Here is a 20,443-nt window from a genome sequence, read left to right on the forward strand (position 1 = left end):
CGCGCCGAGGGGGCCGGCCGCTGGTCGCGACCGGCCCCCTCGCCACGGTGCCACGGGTCAGTTGGTGACGGTGACCGGCGCTGAGAACCCGTAGTCGGACCAGATGTACAGCGTGCCGCCGATCGCGGCCGGCGTGCCGCCCGGGTACTGCCACTCGCCAGGCGCGGAGGAGACGATGGCCTGGCCGATCTGCGGGCCCGTCGCCGAGCCGTTGAGGATCGTCAGCGTCGCGTTCTCCTGCGAGCCCGTGCCACCGATCTCGTCACCGACCCGCCACCGGTTGTCCTCCACGACGACCGTGTCGGCCTGCAGCACGATCTGGACCACGTCGTTCTTGACCGTGCCGTCCTCGTGGGTCGTCGTGAGCCGGAACTGCAGGTTGTGATCGGAGACGGGTCCGGTCATCAGCGGCGCCCGCAGGGTGAGCGTCGAGTTCTCGCTCGCGCCGGTGGTGGACTGCGTCCCCCGCAGGTCGGGGTTGAGGTCGAGCTGCGGGTCCTGCGGCAGCCCGCCGTTGGCCGTCGCGGCAGGGCGGAGCTGGGTCCACTGGTAGGTGACCGCCCGGGGTGACATCCCGCCGTCGAGCACGAACTGACGCCCACGCAGGATCGTCTGGTCCGGGCCGGCGTCCGCCTTCGCAGCGGCCTGCGGAGCGACCGGAGCGCTGTGGGCCGACTCCACGCTCCAGCTCGTCCCGTAGCGCGCCGCCACGGTGAACGTGTAGTTCCGGCCGTTGGTCAGACCGGTCACCCGCCGGGTGACGGTCTCGCCGTCGGCGGGCTGGGCGATGCTGACCGGCGTCCCGACGCGGACGGTGCCCGTCTCGTCGTAGGTCTGGACCCGGTAGGCGGCGACCGTGGCGTCGGCCAACCGGTTGAAGGTGACGTCGATCACCCCGCTCGCGGCGGTGGGCGCGGCCGTGACGCCGTCGGGCGCGGGGTTCGTGGCCTCGACGATGTCGAAGAACGCCGACTCCGGCTCGCTGACGATGTTCCCGCCGTCGACGACGATCCACCGGACGGTCGTGTCCTGCGTGATCTGCAGGGACGGGGACTCCCCCGGGACGAACGTGGGGCTGGTCAGGGTCGGCACGGACCCGTTCACCGTGTAGTGGACCTCGGCGTCGAGCAGTCCGGGCACCGGGTCGAGGTGGACGCCGAAGTCGCCGTTGATGTTCGTCACCAGGGGCAGGTACTTGCCCTGGGCGTTGGGGACCCGCACCGTGGTGGCGCTCGCGGTCGGCGCGATGTGATCCGCCGCGCGGATGCGCATCGTCGACGGCGCGCTTACGCCGGATCCGCTGCGCGACGCGATCTCGACCGAGTAGATCTTGCCTGCGGATAGGCCCTCGACCGTGGCGCCGCGGCCGTCGGCGTGGGTCCGCACGATCCCGCCGGCGTCCATCCCCGAGCCGACGGCGCGGACGGCGACCACCTCGTAGCCGGTGATCGCCGGAGCGCCAGGCAGGGTCGTCCCCTCGTCCCACGTCACCTCGATCCGCCCGTCGCCCGCACCCTTGCCCGTGTAGACGGTCGGCGCGTTCGGACGCTGCTCCTGCGGGCCGGCCGGGCAGCCGCCCATGCCGGGTCCGGACGCCTCGTGGTACTCGTACAGCGTCATGCCGTACTGGGCCTCGACGCCGAGCTCGACGGGCGCGTCGGCCTGCCACGCCAGCCCGACGACCTCGCCGGCCTCGGCGAGGTCGAGGTCGCTGGCCTGGTCGAAGGTGAAGCGGACCTGAAACTCGCCACCGACGCCGTCGGCGCCGGCGGTGATGGCGCCGGTGACGGTGTAGCCGGTGGTGACCTCGCCGGCCTCGCCCGGCCAGCCGATCGCGCGCTCGCCCACGGCGCTGGTGCCGCCCCGCAGGTCCGGGTTGACGATCTCGACCCCGAACCGACCGGGATCGGCGACGAGGTCGCCGGTCGGCATGTCGACGTCCGGGCCGAAGGTCCCGGTGATGATCAGCTCGTTGGCGGCGTCGACCCGCGAGACGTCGGTGATCTCGACGTCCTGGGCGATCAAGCCGTCCCACGCACCCGCGCTGCTGCTGAGGAAGTCGACCCGGATCTCGTCGTCGCCGACGATGTCGGGCGTGACCTTGAGATCGGTGCCGGCGCCCCAGCAGACACCGCCGGGGTGGTTGACCTCGAGGAACCCGGTCCCGTCGACGGTGCCCACGGCGCTGCCCACCACGGTGCCGTTGCGCAGCACCTGGATCTGGGCCTTCGTGCCTGCGAACTCCGTGTACCCCTCGATCGCGACCATGTCTCGCTTGGGGAAGACCTCGATGTTGCCGGGTCCGGTCGGCGGGTTGCTGTTGATGGCCTGCGCCGGCAGCCCGGCCAGGCCGGCCGCGCTCATGCCGAGGGCGATGCCGCCGATCACGACGGTCCGGCCCCGTCGGGCGTCGCGCCCGTCCCCGACCCGACCGCCCGTCGTGGACGAGCCGGGCCGGCGACGTCCGTCCTGGTGCTGCTCTCTGCTCATGGTTCTCCTTGCCGACCTGCCGCTGACGGATGTGCCTGCTGCGCCTCGGTGTGCCCCTCGGGCGTGGGTCGAGCCCGCAGCGTGTTGCCTGCCGTGCCCGACCTCCTCGCTCCGGTCACGCCGTGATGTGGACGAGCGTGCGCAGGGGGCGTCAACACACCGTCAACACGCCGACGGCCGGTGCGCACGGGTCCGTGCCCCGACGTCCACCGCGCGGGCGACGCGACGGGAAGGGCCCGACGCGAGGATCGCGTCGGGCCCTTCCGCGCCGTGCTGGTGCTCGGCGTCGATCCACCCGCTACGGGGTCACGGTGATCTCCCCGACGTAGCCGTAGTCGGACCAGACGTAGAACTTGCCGCCGGTGGGCTGGGCGTTGGTGCCCGGGACGGTCCACTGGCCGTTGGCCACGGTCGCGGTCGCCACGACCGGTCCGGTGTGCGAGCCGCTGTGGAAGCTCAGCCGAGCCCCCGACTGCGTCCCGGTGCCGACCAGGGTGTCACCGGCCCGCCACCGGGTCCGGGTGGCCGCGACCGCGTCACGCTGCTCCTTGATGACGACGTTGTCGCCGCGGGTGAAGGTGCTTCCGTCGGCTGCCTGGTGGGTCGTCACCACCCGGAACTCGTAGGTGCCGTCGTCGCTGGCGGCCGAGGTCTTGGTCGGGAACCGGACGGTCGGCTTGGCGGTGTCGGCGCCCGTGATGGTGACGACCGGGTCGCGGTAGGTGGCCGGGGCGACCGCAGCCGGCCGGACCTGGACCCACTGGTAGGAGATCGCCTTGCTCGACGCGGTGCCGTCGAGCGTGACGGTCCGGCCGCGCAGCACGGTCTGGTCGGCACCGGCGTTCGCCGACGACGCCGGGGCGGGGGTCGCGACGCCGCTGAGTGCCGACTCGGCGCTCCACGCGGTCCCGTACCGGGCGGCCACCGAGAACCGGTAGCCGCTGCCGTTGGTGAGTCCGGGAACCCGCCGGACGACCTCGGCGACGGCCGCGTCGGTCGGCTGCGCCACCACGTACGGGGTCCCGACGCGCACGCCCGTGGCGACGTCGGCGCTGTCGCCGGTGTAGGCCTGGACGCGGTAGCTGACCACGCTGGGGTCCGCGAGTCGCCCGATCACCACGTCGAGCGCGCCGCTGACGTCCGGGACCACCACCGAGGTGATCTCCGGCGCCGCATGGGCGGCTTCGACGATGTCGAAGAACTGGGAACCCTGGGGGCCGACGACCTTGCCGCTGTCGACGACGATCCACCGCAGGGTGGTGTCCTGGGTGATCTGCAGGGACGGGTCACCCGGGGTGAACGTCCGGCTGGTCAGGCTGGGCGCCGAACCGTCGGTCGTGTAGTGGATCTCCGCGCCCATGACGCCGGGGGCCGGGTCGAGGTGCACGCCGAAGTCGCCGTTGGCGTTCGTCACGAGCGGCGCGTACTTGCCGTCCGCGTTGGGTCGGCGCAGCGTGGTCGCCGTCGCGGTGGGGACCACATGCGTCTGCGCCCGCACGCGCGAGATGACGGACGGAGCACCCTCGCCCGCGTCGCTCCTCGCGGTGATCTCCACCGAGTAGACGTCACCGGCCGCGAGACCGGAGATGGTCGCCGAGCGCGCGTCGGCGGGCAGTCGCTTGCCGACCTCGTCGACGCCGTCGAGGGTCACGGCCCGGACGGTGTAGCCGGTCACCGGCGGTGCCCCCGGGATCGGCGCCGCAGCCTGCCAGTCGGCGCGGATGCTGCCGTCGCCGGCACCCCGGGCGCTGTAGGTGGCGGGTCCGTTGGTCCGGGTCTGCTCCGGGCCGGCCGGGCAGCCCCCCATGCCCGGGCCGCCGTGCTCGTAGAACTCGTTGAGGGTCAGGCCGAACTGGGCCTCCACACCCAGCGCCGGGTCCGGCTCGGCGAGCCAGCCGAGCGCGGTGACGGCGCCGGCGTTCGCCAGCGCCAGGTCATCGCCGTTCTGGAACCCGTACCGCACCGAGAACGTGCCTCCGGCCTCGTCGCTGCCCGTGACGGTGCCCTCGACGGTGTGCCCGGTGGGGGCCGCGTCGGTCGGCCAGCCGATCGCTCGCTCCCCGATCGCGCTGCCGTTGCGCATGTCCGGGTTGACGATCTCGATGCCGAACCTGCCCGGGTCGGCGACCAGGTCGGCGCCGGGCATGTCGACCCCGGGTCCGTAACGGCCGTTGATGGTCAGCGTGTGGTTGACCTCGTCGAGGACCACGCCGGTCGCCTCGACGTCGACGACCGTCGATCCGTCCCACGTGCCGTCGGCGAAGTCCACCCGGATCTCGTCCCCGGCCCGTAGGTCGGGGGTGACCTGGAGGGTGGTGCCGGTACCCCAGCACACGCCCCCGGGGTGGTTGACCTCGAGGAACCCCGAGGCGTCGAGGGTGCCGGCCGCGCTGCCGACGGCCTGGCCGCCACGCAGCACCGTGATGGTGGCCTTCTTGCCCGCTTGCTCGGCGTACCCCTCCACCGCGATCATGTCGCGCTGCGGGAACACCTCGATGTTGCCCGGTCCGGACGGCGGGGTGCTGTTGATCGCGGCGGCGGGCAGGCCGGCCAGTGCTGCGCCGGTGAGCCCGAGCACCAGCCCGCCGACGAGGGTGCTGCGCGACCTGGAGCGCGATGGACCGGTCGCCCGGCCCTCGGTGGCGGACCCACGAGCCACAGGACGTGACTCGCCTCCGCTGACGTGCGTCGAGCTCATGGCTCTCTCCCGTTGATGGTGCCGACGTGGTCCGAAGGGAGCGGAGCGTCCTCGGCCCCGGTGCCGGCGTCCTTGCCACGGGTGCGGACGGACGCCGGAGCGTCCCCTTCATCACCGGACGATCCGGCGCGCCCGTCAACGGCGCGTGAATGGCCGGACCCGGGGCGCCGCGGACCGGCGGAGCGACATGTCCCGCGCTCCGGGGATGCCCCGGACGCACCGCAGGCCCGGCGAGAGCTCGCCGGGCCTGCGGTGCGTGCGCGGGTGGTGCGCTCAGGCGCGCTTGCGCGCCTGACGCTCCGCCTTGCGGCGGTCCTCGCGGTTGCCCGCGCCGTCGCCGTCGGACGCCGCGGCGGAGCCGTCGCGCGACGTCACGGTGCGCACCTGGGCGTCACCGTCCACGCTGGGCGCCGTGTACTGCAGCGGCGTGCGCCGGTCGGGGCCGTCCAGCCCCTTGGCGATCAGGGTGCCCGTGGGAGCCGGGACCGCGTCACCCTCGGGCTCGACGCCGTCGCCCTCCGCGTCGGCCTCGGCGTCGGCGTCGGGACCGGGCGCGGCGCGAAAACGCCCGGCCGCGGCCGCGGCGGCCTGCGCCGCGGAGGCGGCGGTGACCGTCGGACCCGTCGTCGGCTCGGCGACCTTGACCTCGAGGTTGAACAGGAACCCGATGGACTCCTCCTTGATCGCCTCGGTCATCGCGCCGAACAGCTGGAAGCCCTCGCGCTGGTACTCCACCAGCGGGTCGCGCTGCGCCATCGCCCGCAGGCCGATGCCCTCCTTGAGGTAGTCCATCTCGTACAGGTGCTCGCGCCACTTGCGGTCGAGCACGCTGAGCACGACCCGACGCTCGAGCTGGCGCATGTTCGGCGACCCGATCTGCTCCTCACGGTCGGCGTAGGCGTGCCGGGCGTCGCTCAGCAGCTCGGCGAGCAGCCGGTCGCTGGTCACGCGGGTCGGGCCACCGGCGTCCTCGACGACCTCCTCCACCGTGATGGAGACCGGGTAGACGGCGCGGAGTGCGGTCCACAGCGCCTCGAGGTCCCACATCTCCGGCGAGCCCTCGGCGGTGGCCGCGGTGACGTACGCCGTGATGACGTCGGACATGAAGTGCTGGACCTGCTCGGCCATGTCCTCGCCCTCGAGCACGCGACGGCGCTCGGCGTAGATGACCGACCGCTGCCGGGACAGGACGTCGTCGTACTTCAGGACGTTCTTGCGGATCTCGAAGTTGCGCGACTCCACCTGCGACTGCGCGCTGGCGATCCCCCGCGTGACGATCTTGGACTCCAGCGGCAGGTCGTCGGGGAACCCGGCGCGGGTCATCAGGGACTCGGCCATCTGGGAGTTGAACAGCCGCATCAGGTCGTCCTGCAGGGACAGGTAGAAGCGGGACTCGCCCGGGTCGCCCTGGCGGCCGGACCGTCCACGCAGCTGGTTGTCGATGCGGCGGGACTCGTGCCGCTCGGTGCCCAGCACGTACAGCCCGCCGAGCTCGACGACCTCCTCGTGCTCGGCCTTGACGGCGTCGTGCGCCTTCTCCAGCGCCGACGGCCACGCCGCCTCGTACTCCTCCGGCGTCTCGGCCGGGTTGAGGCCCCGGGCGGCCAGGTCGGCGATCGCCATGAACTCCGCGTTGCCGCCGAGCATGATGTCGGTCCCGCGGCCGGCCATGTTGGTCGCGACGGTGACCGCGCCCTTGCGGCCGGCCTGGGCGACGATCGACGCCTCGCGCGCGTGCTGCTTGGCGTTGAGCACCTCGTGCGGCACGCCCTGCTTCTTGAGCTTGGCGGAGAGCAGCTCGCTCTTCTCCACGCTGGTGGTGCCGACCAGCACGGGCTGACCGGCGGCGTGACGCTCGACGATGTCGGCGACGACGGCGTCGAACTTGCCGTCCTCCGCCTTGTACACCAGGTCGCCCTGGTCGATGCGCTGCATCGGGCGGTTCGTCGGGATCGGCACCACGCCGAGCTTGTAGGTGCCGTTGAACTCGGCGGCCTCGGTCTCGGCCGTCCCGGTCATCCCGGAGAGCTTGGAGTACAGGCGGAAGTAGTTCTGCAGCGTGATGGTGGCGAGCGTCTGGTTCTCGGCCTTGATCGCCACGCCCTCCTTGGCCTCGATGGCCTGGTGCATGCCCTCGTTGTAGCGGCGGCCGGCCAGGATGCGGCCGGTGTGCTCATCGACGATGAGCACCTCGCCGTTCATCACGACGTAGTCCTTGTCGCGCTTGAACAGCTCCTTGGCCTTGATGGCGTTGTTGAGGAAGCCGATGAGCGGGGTGTTGAGCGACTCGTAGAGGTTGTCGATGCCGAGGTAGTCCTCGACCCGCTCGATGCCGGCCTCCAGCACCCCGACGGTGCGCTTCTTCTCGTCGACCTCGTAGTCGCGGTCGACCTGCAGACGCCGGGCCACCTTGGCGAACTCCGAGTACCAGCGGTTCGCGTCGCCGGACGCGGGCCCGGAGATGATCAGCGGGGTGCGCGCCTCGTCGATGAGGATCGAGTCGACCTCGTCGACGATCGCGAAGTGGTGACCGCGCTGGACCAGCTCGTCGGTGGACCAGGCCATGTTGTCGCGCAGGTAGTCGAAGCCGAACTCGTTGTTCGTGCCGTAGGTGATGTCGCACGCGTACTGCTCGCGCCGCTGCGCCGGGGTCTGACCCGACAGGATGACGCCGCTGGTCAGGCCGAGGAAGCGGTAGACGCGCCCCATCAGCTCGGCCTGGTAGCTGGCGAGGTAGTCGTTGACCGTCACGACGTGGACGCCCTTGCCGGTCAGCGCGTTGAGGTAGGCCGGCGCGGTCGCGACCAGCGTCTTGCCCTCACCGGTCTTCATCTCGGCGATGTTGCCCAGGTGGAGCGCGGCGCCGCCCATGAGCTGGACGTCGAAGTGGCGCTGCCCCAGGGTCCGCCTGGCGGCCTCGCGCACGGCGGCGAAGGCCTCGGGCAGCAGGTCGTCCAGCGTCTCGCCGTCGGCCAGGCGCGCCTTGAAGCGGTCGGTCTCCTCGCGGAGCTCGGTGTCCGACAGCGCCGTGAAGTCGTCCTCCAGGGCACCGACCTGCGCAGCCAGGCCGGACAGCTTCTTGACGATCCGCCCCTCACCGAAGCGCAGGACCTTCTCGAGGATCGCAGGCACGCGTGACTCCCATGGTCTTCTCCTGTCCGCGACCGGGCGGCCGGACGGACCCGAACAGTGCTGGCACGAGGCGCGGTGCACCGGCTCGTGCCACCTCGCGTCGACAGACCGGTCCAGTCTAGGCGAGCCCTCGCCCGCCCTCTGCCCCCGTCCCCCGGTCGGCGTGCGCGCCGGCCGGCGCAGCTGCACCGGCCACCGAAGCCACGCCGGTCGACGGCGCGCGCAGCGCGCGGTCGACGCCGTGCGCGAGGTCCCCGCGCCACGGCCCGGCGACGACGACGTCGTCCAGGGCCAGCCAGCGCGCCATCTCCCGCAGCTCGGCGGCGAGCGCCACGGCGGTCGCCGCCGGCGCGCCGGGCTCGGCGAACGCGGCCAGCACCCGCAGCACGCGGGCGGACCGGTCGGCCTTGAGGTCCACCCGGGCCGCGAGCCGCTCGCCCAGCAGGAACGGCAGCACGTAGTACCCGTGCTGCCGCTGCGCGGCCGGGACGTAGATCTCGATGCGGTACCGCATGCCGAACAGCTCCTCGAGGCGGCGCCGTTCGAACACCAGCGGGTCGAACGGGTTGAGCAGTGCGCTCGCCGTCGCCGTGCGCGGCCGGCGCGCCTGCGCGTGCAGGTACGCCGGGCGGTCCCAGCCACGCACCGTGACCGGCACCAGCACGCCGTCCTCCACGAGCTCGTCGACGGCCTGCCGGGTGGGCGCCTGGCGGAGCCGGAAGTAGTCGGCCAGGCACCGCAGCGTCGCGACGCCGTGCGCCCGCGCCGAGATCTCGACCAGCGCCCGCACCGCGTCGTCCTGCGCCACCGGCGGCGCGGCGAGCACCTCGGCCGGCAGGACCCGCTCGGTGAGGTCGTACAGCCGCTCGAAGGCCGCGTTGCGCCGGGCGGAGGTGACCTCGCCGGTGAAGAACAGGAACTCCAGGGCCCGCTTGGCCACCGTCCAGTTCCAGCCCCACTGCGTCCGGGTGCGCGGGTGCTCGACGGCGTACAGCTCGTGCACCTCGCTGGCCGTCATCGGCCCGCGGTCCCGGATGACCGCACGGACCTCGGTGACCACGTCGGAGTGGCTCAGCGCGACCCCGCTGATCGCCCCCCACGCCTCGGTCGTGTACTGCTGCTGGCGCCACTCGAGCAGCCGGTAGGTGGTCGGCGGGACGTAGGAGGCGACGTGCGCCCAGTACTCCACGAGCCGGCGCGGCGGGCTGCCGGCCGCCCGGTCGAGCAGGCCGACGTCGTAGGGACCGAGCCGGGAGTACAACGGCACCAGGTGCGCCCGGGCCAGCACGTTGACCGAGTCGATCTGCAGCAGGCCGAGCCGGCCGATCACGGCCTCGAGGTGGCGCATCGTGATCCGGGTGCCGGGGGCCGGCCGGACCCGGTCCAGGCCCTGTGCCGCGAGGGCGACCCGGCGCGCCGCGCCGAGGGTCAGGACGTCGGCGGGGCGGGAGGCGGGCATGCGCCCATCCTCCCGCCCCGCCCCTCCCCGCCCCGCCACGGTGGCGCCGGCGCGTCCGGGCTGCGGTCAGCCCACGGGTCGGCGGCGCTCGGCGCGCGGTCGGTCCGCGGTCAGCGCGCGGCTCGCGCCACCCCGTCGGCGGACGCCGCGGGCGTCGAGCGCAGGACGGGCGTGTCGAGCTTGATCACGCCGTACGACCAGCCGTGGCGCCGGTAGGCGACGGACGGCTGGGCGGTCTCCGCGTCGATGAACAGGTAGAAGTCGTGGCCGACGAGCTCCATCTCGTACAGGGCGTCGTCCACGGTCATCGGGTGGGCCTCGTGGGTCTTCTCCCGGATGACGACGGGCGAGTCGCCGAGCACGTGCTCGACCGCCTCGCCGGGGGCTGGTGCCGGCGTCGGGGACTCCGGCTCGGCGGGCGCCGGCGGCCGGACGTCGACGGGAGGCACCAGGGTGTGGTTGCGGTGGTCCTTGCGCCGGTCCCTGTTGCGCCGCAGCCGCTCCAGCAGCCTGCCGGTGGCGACGTCCAGGGCGGCGTATCGGTCGTCGGCCATGGCCTCCGCCCGCACCACGGGCCCGCTGTCCACGACCGTCAGCTCCACGCGCTCCCGGATTCCGGCCAGCCGCGGGTTGTTCTCGTGGGTCACCTCGACGTCGATGCGCTGCGCCTGGGGCGCGAGCTGCTCGACCTTGGCGAGCTTCTCCTCCACGTGACGGCGGAACTTCTCGGGCAGCTCGGCGTGCCGACCGACGACGACAATGTCCATGGGGACCTCCGGGATCGTTCGAAGGGCGGGCCTCACCCGCCCGGTGGACGTGCGCTGACTCACCCCGTAGGGCGGTCGGACGGCACCACCTCCTCCCCTGCCGCGGGTGCGGGACGGCCGACGTGGCCGTGCCGAGCACGGCTCGACCGACGCCCGTCACCCGGCGTTGGCCCCACCGTAACCCTGGCGCCGGACGTCCTCCACGCGACCGTGGCCGGGCGGCGGTGTGGCCGCGAGCGTGATCGCCGCGACGACCCGCGCACCGGCCGCCCGGACGGCGTCGTCGCAGGTCGCGAGGGTCGCCCCGGTGGTGAGCACGTCGTCGACCAGCAGCACGGGGTGGCCGGGGGGCGGCAGCGGGACGCCGCGTCGCCACCGGACCCGGCCGCGCAGGTTGGTGCGCCGCGCCCGCGCGGTCAGGCCCACCTGGTCGTGCGCACCGCGCCGCTGGACGAGCACGGCGGCCGCCCGGGCGGGCAGCCCCGCCTCGGTGCATCCGCGGGCGACGCCGACGGCCAGCGCCCCGACCAGGTCGGCACCGCGCCGTCGTCGCGCGACGGCGGAGGACGGTGCCGGGACCACCTGCAGCGACCCGGCGGCGCCCGGCAAGCCGGCGGCCCGCAGCACGGCCGCGACCTGGCCGCCCGCACCGGCCAGCGCCGCGGTGAGCACCGGGGTCAGGTCCACCCGACCGCGGTCCTTCCACGCCACCACCAGCTCGCGGACCTCCCCGGTGTACGGCGCGAGCGTCCAGACCGGCAGCGGCGCCCGCCCGACCCGGTCCAGCCGTGGGGCGGCGGCCTCGCAGCGCCACACCGGTCCGGTCAGGCGCGCCAGGCACGGGGTGCACAGGGCGACGTCGACCTGCCCGCAGCCGGCGCACTCCAGCGGCACGACGAGGCGGGCGAGGTCGCGGGCGGCCCGGGCCAGCGCGCCTGCGGGCCCGCCCGCTGCGTCGGCGCGCGCCGGGGACGGGCCGGCGAGCGGCCCCTCGGGCGGCGGGCGGGGCGGCGCCGGCGGCACGGTCATCCCGCCTGCGTACCGCTCCGACCGACCGCGGCTGACGGTCGTCCACCGCCGCACCGGTGCCCGCGCCGGAACCGGCGCCTGTGGACGCCTCGGACCGGGGTCGCCCGAGGTCGACCCCGTCAGGGCCGGTCCGGGGCCGACCGGCTCACCCGGGGAACGCGGGCGCGCGCACCCCCTCGGCCGCGACCACCCACGAGGTGCCGCGCAGGCTCCACAGCGAGCCCGTGCCGGTCACGGCGTACACGGCCCGCTCGCCACGTCCCGCGGCCAGCCCGACCGCCGGCTCCACCGGCAGCGCCGGCACCGCCCGGGTCTGGCCCGAGACGGGCACGAAGTGCACCGTCGGACCGGTCATGGTCCCGCTCGTGCCCAGCACGGCGAGGGTCGACTCGTCGACCCAGACGACGTCGGTGGCGTCCAGCAGCGGGGCGCCGACCCGCATCCGCTCCCCCAGCCGCTGCGGGGTCCCGGAGTCGTCACGCACGACACCGGCCACGTCCACCGTCACCCCGTCCGCCCCGACCGAGACGACGGCGATCCGGGTGCCGTCCCGCGCGACCTGCAGCGACCGGACCACCCGGTCGTCCAGCCACGGTGCCTCCACGTCGACCGCCGTCCCGTCACCGCGCACCGCGGTGACCCGGCCCGCCGACGCCGACGGCCCCGACCAGATCCAGTCGGCCGGGTCGACGGACGGCTCGACGAGCGCCGGCCCGGTCAGCAGCACGCGCGGCGACCCGCCCGGCTCCGGCACACCCACCAGGGTGTCCGGACCGCTCAGCACGACCGTGGGGTCGCCGTCCGCCGACCACGCCAGGCCGCGCGTGTCCGCCGCGCCCAGGGCCCCGAGCTCGGGGACGGGGACCGGCTCGGACCCGTCCAGCACGTGCACGCGGTCGTCGGCCAGGACCCGCAGGTCCGACCCCGGCGACGGGTCCACCGTCAGGTCGGCCGCCGGCGGGTCGACCATGGGCGCCCCGGCGATGGTGATCTCGACGTCGCGGATCCGCGGCAGCTCGAGCACCTCCTCGAGCTGGGCCTTGAGCAGCGCACGGTCACGCTCGTCCGCCGCGGCCACGGCGGCGGTCAGGTCGACGGTCGCGGTGCCGTCCGCGTCCACGGGCACGGACTCGACCGCCAGCTGCGTCCCCTCGGGGAACGCCGTCCGGACCGCGTCGCGCAACCAGGGCGAGGGCCCCTCGAGCAGCTCGCGGACCGCGTAGGTGGCGGTGTTGCGCTGCGGGAACCAGCGGATCTCGGGGACCAGCTCGTCCCTCTCGGGGGTCAGGAAGTACAGCGGTGCGGGCCGGTAGACGGACTCGAAGATGGGCTCGGACATGAGCACGCCGTCGTCCAGCGCCGTGATCCGCCACTGCCCGGAGGCGTCCTGCACGAGGTCGAACACGGCCTCCTGCCGGGCGCCGGGCGGGCTCTCCCAGTAGCGGCCGTCGGCGTCGACGGTGGCCACGACCGGCAGCGTGACGCTCACCTGCGAGCCGTCCGCGGACAGCCGCAGGTCCAGCGGCTCGGCGGTGGAGTAGACGACGACCCCCTCGTCGGGGACCCACTCGGTGCGGGCCCCGACCGTCAGGTACTGGCGGGCGACCGCGTAGTTGTCGCTCAGCCCGGCGGCGGCCGCCGCGAGGAAGCCCTGCACGAGGGCGACCGGCTCGGCGTCGGCCGGCGGGCTGTAGGCGAGCGGGAAGACGGTGCCGGGCTCGTCCACCCGGCCGTCGCCGACGGCCACCGGACCGTTCGTGGGGATCGAGACGCAGCCGCAGAGCACGAGCGCGAGCAGCGCCGCGAGCAGGGGGCCGCGCGACGCGGCACGGGGGCTCATCGGGCGTCCAGGTGGTCGAGGTCGGGCACCCAGGTGGGGTCGGCGGTCGAGCGGGGCTGCGGCATGTCGGGCCCGGTCTCCGGCTCGTCGTCCGGCGGGGCCAGCGGCAGCGGCGAGTGGGTGAGGAGGATCCCGGCCCGCCGCGGCAGCGTCAGCCGGAAGCTCGCCCCCCGCCCGGGCCGTCCCCACGCCTGCAGCCAGCCGCCGTGCAGATGTGCGTCCTCGAGCGAGATCGCCAGGCCCAAGCCGGTTCCACCGGTCGTCCGGGCGCGCGCCGGGTCCGCCCGCCAGAAGCGGTCGAACACGTGGACCGCCTCCTCCGGCGTCATGCCCACGCCCTGGTCCCGCACCACGACCGCGACCGCCTGGGCGTCGTACGCGACGGTGACCTCGACGGCGCTGCCCTCGGCGTGCTCGACCGCGTTCACCAGCAGGTTGCGCAGGATCCGCTCGACCCGGCGCGGGTCGATGTCCGCGGTGCAGGCGGCGTCCGGCAGGTGCACCCGCAGCCACGTGTGCTTGGACTCCGCCAACGGCAGGGCGTGCTCGACGGCGGCCGAGACGACGTCGCGCACGTCGCGGCCCTCGGCGTCGAGCATCGCCGCGCCCGCATCGAACCGGCTGATCTCCAGCAGGTCCGCGAGCAGGTCCTCGAACCGGTCGAGCTGCTGGGTGAGCAGCTCGGCGGAGCGCTTGGCCGCGGGCGGGAACTCGTCGCGGACCGCGTGCAGCACCTCGCCCGCCATCCGGATGGTGGTCAGCGGGGTCCGCAGCTCGTGCGAGACGTCGGAGACGAACCGGCGCTGGAGCGTGGACAGCTCCTCCATGCGACGGATCTGCTCCTGCAGGGACTCGGCCATCTCGTTGAACGACCCGGCCAGCGTGGCCATCTCGTCCTGCCCGTGCACGGTCATGCGCTCGGTGAGGTGACCGTCGGCGAGCCGCGCGGCCACCTGGGCCGCGCTGCGGACCGGGCTCACCGTCTGCCGGGTCACCAGCCAGGTCATCGCTCCGAGCAGGGCGACCAGGGCCACGGCCCCGGCGGCGAGCGAACCCTGGATGAGCCGCAGCGTCTCCTGCTCGGAGGCGAAGGAGTACAGGTAGTAGAGCTCGAACCGGCCGCTGCCCGGCAGCTCCACCTGGGACCCGACCATCACCCCCGGCTCGACGCCCGCCCCCACCGGGATCGCCACCGACTGCCAGTGCTGCCCGTCGCCGTTGCCGACCGCCTCGCGCAGCTCGGTGCTGATCAGCGGCACCCGCCGGTCGTCGGAGGCCACCGGCTGGACGACCCCGGGCCCCTGCCCGATCGGCTGCTGGATGATCACGTCACGGTCCCCGGCGCCGCCGACCTGCAGCGCCCGGACGAGGTCGATGAACAGCAGCTGCACCTGGGTGTTCGCCGGGGCGGCGTCGAAGTTGTCCTGGGCCTGCCGGGTCGAGCGTGAGCTCTCGTTGAGCACCTCCTCCAGGCGCTGCTCGAACAGTCCGTCCCGGATGGAGTCCGACAGCACCCCGCCGACCAGCAGCATGGTCGCCAGCCCGATCACGAGGGTCGAGGTGATGACCCGCACCTGCAGGGACGACCGCCACCGGCGCAGCGCCCGGCGCGAGAGCACCCGGACCCGGACGCGGGTGTGCCGCAGGAACCGCCTCACCGCGCCGTCGCGCCCGCCCTGTACCCGACGCCGCGGACGGTCACCACGATCTCGGGCCGCTCCGGGTCGGCCTCGATCTTCGAGCGCAGGCGCTGCACGTGGACGTTGACCAACCGGGTGTCCGCCGCGTGGCGGTACCCCCAGACCTTCTCCAGGAGGACCTCGCGGGTGAAGACCTGCCAGGGCTTGCGCGCGAGCGCGACCAGGAGGTCGAACTCGAGCGGCGTCAGCGAGATCGCGGCGCCGTCGCGGGTCACCCGGTGGCCGGTGACGTCGATCTCCAGGTCGCCGATGGTCAGGTGCTCGGGGGTGGGCTCGTCGCTGCGGCGCAGCCGGGCACGCACCCGGGCGACCAGCTCCTTGGGCTTGAACGGCTTGGAGATGTAGTCGTCCGCGCCCGACTCCAGGCCCAGGACGACGTCGACCGTGTCGCTCTTGGCGGTGAGCATGACGATCGGCACGCCGGACTCGGCCCGGATCAGCCGGCACACCTCGGTCCCGTCCTTGCCGGGCAGCATGAGGTCCAGCAGGACCAGGTCCGGCTGGACGGAGCGGAACATGCCCAGCGCCTCGTCCCCGTGCGCGCAGATCACCGGCTCGAACCCCTCCGAGCGCAGCACGATCCCGATCATCTCGGCGAGAGCGACGTCGTCGTCGACCACCAGCACACGACCCTTCATGACCCCATGGTGTCACCCCGACGCACCGGCACGCTGCACGGTGGGGCCGCACGGACGAGGGACGGTCGGCGGGCGCCGCGCAGCCGGTCGCGTCCCGTGCCCTGCGTGCGGACCTGCGTGCGGACCTGCGTGCGGGCCTGGGTGCGGACCTGCGTGCGGGCCTGGGTGCGGACCTGCGTGCGGGCCTGGGTGCGGAGCGCGTGGGGGACCTGCGTGTGGGACCGGCGTGGAAGGATGACGGGGCCGGGGGCGGCGACGTGCCCGGCGTCCGTCGTGCCCCACCAGCACCACCACGCGACCCGTGGCCGCCACCGAGAGGCTCACCGCCCATGACGACGCCGAGCGACCCGACGCCCCCGGGCTGGGCCTCGCCCGCACGCCCGGCCGGCTCCCGGCCCGACGACACCGGCCCCGCGCAGCCGGGCCCGTCCGGGACCGACCCGGCACGGCCCGACGCGCCGGTGGCGTCCGGCAGCAGCGCGGCGCCACCCGTCCCACCGGGCGGGTGGGGGCCCGGGTACACCTCGCCGACCGCGGGCCCGCCCGGCTACGGCACCGGCGCCATGCCGCCCCCGCCGGGGCTCACCGGTCCCCAGCCCGCGGGGTACGGCGGCGGCCGGCCGTACGGCTACGCCCCACCAGCACCGCGCCCGGGGATCATCCCGCTGCGCCCCCTCGGTCTGGGGGAGATCCTCGACGGCGCCTTCCGGGCGATCCGGGCCAACCCGCGGGTCATGTTCGGGCTGAGCGCCGTGGTCGTGGCGATCGCGGTTGCGATCCAGTCGGTCATCCAGTGGTACGTGACCGGCCTGCTCGCGAGCGAGCTCTCGCAGGCCGTCGCCACGCTGGACCCGGGCGGCGACCTCGGCTTCGCCGAGACGGTGGCCCCGGGCCTCGCGGCCGGGTTGACCGCCCCGGTGATCTCGATCGCGACGACCGTGCTGACCGGCCTGCTGATCGTGTCCGTGAGCCGGTCGGTCATCGGCCAGCGGATCTCGGTCGGCGAGGTGTGGTCGCAGTCGTGGCGCAAGGTCGCCGTGCTGGTGGTCTTCTCGATCGCCACCACGCTGCTGGTCCTGGCCGTCTGGGCGGCCTTCGTCGCGCTGCTCGCTGTGCTCGGGGTCAACGAGCAGTGGGCCGCCATGGCGACGCTGGCGATCCTCGGTGGTCTGGGCCTGGTGGCGGCGACCGCCTGGTTCCTGATCCGCATCCTGCTGGTGCCCGCCGCCCTCGTGCTCGAGGGCACGGGCGTGACGACCGCCGTGCGCCGCGCGTGGAAGCTGACGCGTGGGAGCTTCTGGCGGCTGCTCGGGATCTACCTGCTGACGTCGGTCATGACGGCGATCGTCGCGTCCATCATCGTCACGCCCGTCAGCATGGTGGCCAGCTTCGTGCTCCAGGACCCGCTGCTGACGTCGTTCGCCGGCATCGTGGTCGCGGCCGTGGTGAACATCGTGGCGTACACGCTGACCACGTCCTTCATGGCGGCGGTGCTCGCGCTGCTCTACGTCGACGTGCGGATGCGCCGGGAGGCGCTGGACGTGGAGCTCGCGCGGGCCGCGAGCGCGGCGTAGGCGCCGCCCGTGCGCGCCGACGTCCCGGTCGTCCCGGACGCCGAGACCGCCCGGCGGTGGGCGACCGAGGAGCTCGCCGACCCCGTCTACCACGGCGGCCCGAGCCTGCTGTCCCGTCTCGTCGAGTGGTTCCTGTCGCTGTTCGAGGGGGACGTGCCCGGGCTCGGTCTGCCGCCGGCCGTGGTGGGCGCCGTCGTCGTCCTCGTCCTCGGGCTCGTCGTCGCGGTGGCGCTGTGGGTCGCCGGGCCGGTGCGCGCTGCCCGACGCACGCGCGAGTCCGTCGTCGTCCTGGGGGACGACAGCCGCCGGGCCGCGGAGCTGCGGGCCGCCGCCGACGCCGCGGCGGCGCGGGGCGACTGGTCCGCCGCGGTGCTCGACCGCTTCCGGGCGATCGTCCGCGCCCTCGAGGAGCGGGCCCTGCTCGACGAGCGACCCGGCCGCACCGCGCACGAGGCGGCCGAGGCGGTCGGTGCGCGGCTGCCTGCCCGCACGGGCGAGCTGCGGCGGGCCGCGCGGGTGTTCGACGACGTCTGCTACGGCCACGTGACGGTCGGTGCCGACGCCGACGCCTGGCTGCGGTCGCTCGACGACGCCCTCGCGCAGACCCGCCCGGCGACGGCGGACCGGCCGGTGGCCGCCGGTGGTGCACCGTGACGGCGCCGGTCGACGTCGGGCCCGCGGCCCCGGGAGGGCAGGGCGGGGCCGGCGGGGAGCACCGTCCGGTGCCGGGCGCCACCGTGGTGGGTGACGGCACCACCACCCGGGACCGGACGCGGCGCCGCTGGCAGCGGTGGCGCTGGCCCGCGGTGGTCGCGCTGCTCGTCGTGCTGGTCGGGCTCGCTGCGGCGCTGCCGGAGCCGGCCCGCTCGACGGTGCCGCTCGCCCCCGACAACCCCCAGGACCTGGGCGCCCGGGCACTCGCCCAGATCCTGGAGCGGCAGGGCGTCGAGATCGAGTACGTGCGCCGCAGCGCCGAGGCGCTCGCGGAGGCCGAGCGCGGCGGGACGGTGCTCGTGACCGGCTCGACGCTGCTGACGATCGACCAGATCGAGGCGTTGGCGGCCCTGCCGAACGATCTCGTCCTGCTCGAGCCGGACCCCTCGATGCTGTTCGCGGCCACCGACGCAGCAGAGACGGCGGCGGTCGCCGGCCCCCCCGGCCTGCGGTCCGCGCAGTGCGACGACCGCGACGCCCTGGCCGCCGGTGCGGTGCGGGTCGGCGGGGGCGGCTACCTGGCCCTCACCGACGACGCGACCGTGTGCTTCCTCGGCGGCGCGCCGGGGGTCGGTGCGTACCTCGTCGTGGACGGTGACCGCCGGATCACCGCGCTCGCCGACGCCTCGCTGCTGACCAACGCCGAGCTGGCCGACATGGGCAACGCCGCACTCGCCGTGCGGATGCTCGGCCGCCAGGACCGGCTGGTCTGGTACGTGCCGTCGATCGACGACTTCGGGACCGATGCCCTGGCCACCGGCCCCGCGCTCGGCGACCTCGTCCCGCCGTGGGCGGCGCTGCTCGGGCTGCAGGCACTGGTCGTGGCGGCGGTCGCCGCCGTGTGGCGCGGACGCCGCCTGGGCCGCCTGGTGACCGAGCCGCTGCCGGTGACGGTGCGCGCGGCGGAGACGACCCGCGGCCGCGGCCGGCTGTACCGTCGGGCGCGGGCCTACGGCCACGCCTCCGCCGCCCTGCGCGCCGGCACCGCGAGCCGGGCGGCGACCCGCCTGGGCCTCCCCCGCTCCGCCGGTGCGCCGGCCGTGATCGATGCGCTGGCGCGCGCGACCGGCCGACCCACCGACGAGATCGCCGGGCTGCTGTACGGCCCACCCCCCACCGACGACGCCGGCCTCACCCGGCTGGCACGCAGGCTCGACGACCTGGAGAGCGAGGTTCACCGACCGTGACCGAGGCACACCCCACCGGATCCCATGTCCTGCGACCCGACGAGGAGCGCGGCGAGGCGCCGGCTCGGCCGCCGGTGCAGGGGCTCGAGCAGCCGGCGCACGAGCGGCCGGAGCAGCCGGCGGGGCAGCCGTCGGAGCAGCTCCCGCCGCCGATGCCCCCCTCCCCGGCACCCGCGCCGATGCCGGCGCCGACACCCGTGCCGTCCGCGGCGGACGCCGCCTCCGCGCCGGCGCCGTCGGCCGACCTGCGTGACCGGCTGGGCCTCGTGCGCGCGGAGGTCGCCAAGGCCGTCGTCGGGCAGGACGCCGCGGTGACCGGGCTGGTCATCGCGCTGCTGTGCCGCGGGCACGTGCTCCTCGAGGGCGTGCCCGGGGTGGCCAAGACGCTCCTGGTGCGCACCCTGTCCGCCGCGCTGGACCTGGACACCAAGCGGGTCCAGTTCACCCCGGACCTCATGCCCGGCGACGTCACCGGCTCGCTGGTGTACGACGCCCGGACCGCGGAGTTCTCCTTCCGCGAGGGCCCGGTGTTCACGAACCTGCTGCTCGCCGACGAGATCAACCGCACGCCCCCCAAGACGCAGGCCTCCCTGCTGGAGGCCATGGAGGAGCGGCAGGTCAGCGTCGACGGCGTCCCGCGGCCGCTGCCGGACCCGTTCCTGGTCATCGCGACGCAGAACCCGGTCGAGTACGAGGGCACCTACGCGCTGCCGGAGGCGCAGCTGGACCGCTTCCTGCTCAAGCTCGTGCTGCCGTTGCCCGAGCGCGAGCAGGAGGTGGAGGTGCTGGCCCGGCACGCGGCCGGCTTCGACCCGCGCGACCTGCACGGCGCGGGGGTGCGTCCGGTCGCCGGCGCGGACGTGCTGTCCCGGGCCCGCGCGGAGGTCGCCCGGGTGCAGGTCGCCCGGGAGGTGCTCGGCTACGCCGTGGACGTGTGCCGGGCGACGCGTCAGTCGCCGTCGCTGTCCCTGGGCGTCTCTCCCCGCGGCGCGACCGCCCTGCTGGCCACCGCCCGCGCGTGGGCCTGGCTGTGCGGGCGCGGCTACGTGACGCCCGACGACGTCAAGGCCCTCGCCCACCCGACGCTGCGGCACCGGGTGCAGCTGCGCGCCGAGGCCGAGCTCGAGGGCGTCACGACGGAGAGCGTGCTGGACACCGTGCTCGCCGCCGTGCCGGTCCCCCGCTGACGCCCCGGCGCCGCCGAGATGGCTGCGA

At 74.6% G+C, this 20,443-nt stretch carries 13 protein-coding genes; 4 read left to right on the forward strand and 9 right to left on the reverse strand.

The window, feature by feature from the left end:
- Positions 1-57: 57 nt before the first annotated feature.
- The 9 genes from Q0840_RS13930 to mtrA all read right to left on the reverse strand — a co-directional run bounded on the left by Q0840_RS13930 (position 58) and on the right by mtrA (position 15,753).
- A complete protein-coding gene (locus tag Q0840_RS13930; protein ID WP_298460353.1) occupies positions 58-2,490 on the reverse strand; it encodes a chitobiase/beta-hexosaminidase C-terminal domain-containing protein in 2,433 nt (810 codons plus the stop codon).
- A gap of 298 nt (positions 2,491-2,788) precedes the next feature.
- A complete protein-coding gene (locus Q0840_RS13935; RefSeq protein WP_298460355.1) occupies positions 2,789-5,068 on the reverse strand; it encodes a fibronectin type III domain-containing protein in 2,280 nt (759 codons plus the stop codon).
- Between the two features lie 393 nt (positions 5,069-5,461).
- The gene (gene secA / locus Q0840_RS13940; protein WP_298460357.1) at positions 5,462-8,320 is read right to left on the reverse strand and encodes a preprotein translocase subunit SecA; all 2,859 of its coding nucleotides are present in this window, start codon (positions 8,318-8,320) and stop codon (positions 5,462-5,464) included.
- A gap of 118 nt (positions 8,321-8,438) precedes the next feature.
- A complete protein-coding gene (locus Q0840_RS13945; protein WP_298460359.1) occupies positions 8,439-9,779 on the reverse strand; it encodes a winged helix-turn-helix domain-containing protein in 1,341 nt (446 codons plus the stop codon).
- Between the two features lie 110 nt (positions 9,780-9,889).
- Complete coding sequence (raiA, locus tag Q0840_RS13950; protein ID WP_298460361.1) at positions 9,890-10,546, reverse strand: ribosome hibernation-promoting factor, HPF/YfiA family; 657 nt, start codon at positions 10,544-10,546, stop codon at positions 9,890-9,892.
- A gap of 156 nt (positions 10,547-10,702) precedes the next feature.
- Positions 10,703-11,575, reverse strand: a complete 873-nt coding sequence (locus tag Q0840_RS13955; protein WP_298460363.1) for a ComF family protein — start codon at positions 11,573-11,575, stop codon at positions 10,703-10,705.
- Positions 11,576-11,720: 145 nt separating this feature from the next.
- Positions 11,721-13,415 (reverse strand): LpqB family beta-propeller domain-containing protein, encoded by a 1,695-nt coding sequence (locus Q0840_RS13960; protein ID WP_298460365.1) that lies wholly within the window; start codon positions 13,413-13,415, stop codon positions 11,721-11,723.
- Positions 13,412-15,073, reverse strand: coding sequence for an MtrAB system histidine kinase MtrB (gene mtrB, locus Q0840_RS13965; RefSeq protein ID WP_298460367.1), 1,662 nt, complete (start codon positions 15,071-15,073; stop codon positions 13,412-13,414). The genes Q0840_RS13960 and mtrB overlap by 4 nt, the downstream gene beginning before the upstream one ends.
- On the reverse strand, positions 15,070-15,753 hold the full coding sequence (mtrA, locus tag Q0840_RS13970; RefSeq protein WP_298460368.1) for an MtrAB system response regulator MtrA: 684 nt from the start codon (positions 15,751-15,753) through the stop codon (positions 15,070-15,072). The genes mtrB and mtrA overlap by 4 nt, the downstream gene beginning before the upstream one ends.
- Positions 15,754-16,082: 329 nt before the next feature.
- On the opposite strand from mtrA, the gene Q0840_RS13975 reads away from it, so the two are divergent.
- The 4 genes from Q0840_RS13975 to Q0840_RS13990 all read left to right on the forward strand — a co-directional run bounded on the left by Q0840_RS13975 (position 16,083) and on the right by Q0840_RS13990 (position 20,415).
- Entirely contained in the window at positions 16,083-17,327 is a 1,245-nt protein-coding gene (locus Q0840_RS13975; RefSeq protein ID WP_298460369.1) for a glycerophosphoryl diester phosphodiesterase membrane domain-containing protein, read from the forward strand.
- Between the two features lie 9 nt (positions 17,328-17,336).
- Positions 17,337-17,981 carry a DUF4129 domain-containing protein gene (locus Q0840_RS13980; protein WP_298460370.1) on the forward strand — a complete coding sequence of 215 codons (645 nt, stop codon included), beginning with the start codon at positions 17,337-17,339 and terminating at the stop codon, positions 17,979-17,981.
- Positions 17,978-19,228 (forward strand): DUF4350 domain-containing protein, encoded by a 1,251-nt coding sequence (locus Q0840_RS13985; protein ID WP_298460371.1) that lies wholly within the window; start codon positions 17,978-17,980, stop codon positions 19,226-19,228. The genes Q0840_RS13980 and Q0840_RS13985 overlap by 4 nt, the downstream gene beginning before the upstream one ends.
- Before the next feature lie 179 nt (positions 19,229-19,407).
- The gene (locus tag Q0840_RS13990) at positions 19,408-20,415 is read left to right on the forward strand and encodes a MoxR family ATPase (RefSeq protein ID WP_298460454.1); all 1,008 of its coding nucleotides are present in this window, start codon (positions 19,408-19,410) and stop codon (positions 20,413-20,415) included.
- Positions 20,416-20,443 lie beyond the last annotated feature (28 nt).

Source organism: uncultured Cellulomonas sp., assembly GCF_947494015.1.
Classification (GTDB): domain Bacteria; phylum Actinomycetota; class Actinomycetes; order Actinomycetales; family Cellulomonadaceae; genus Pengzhenrongella.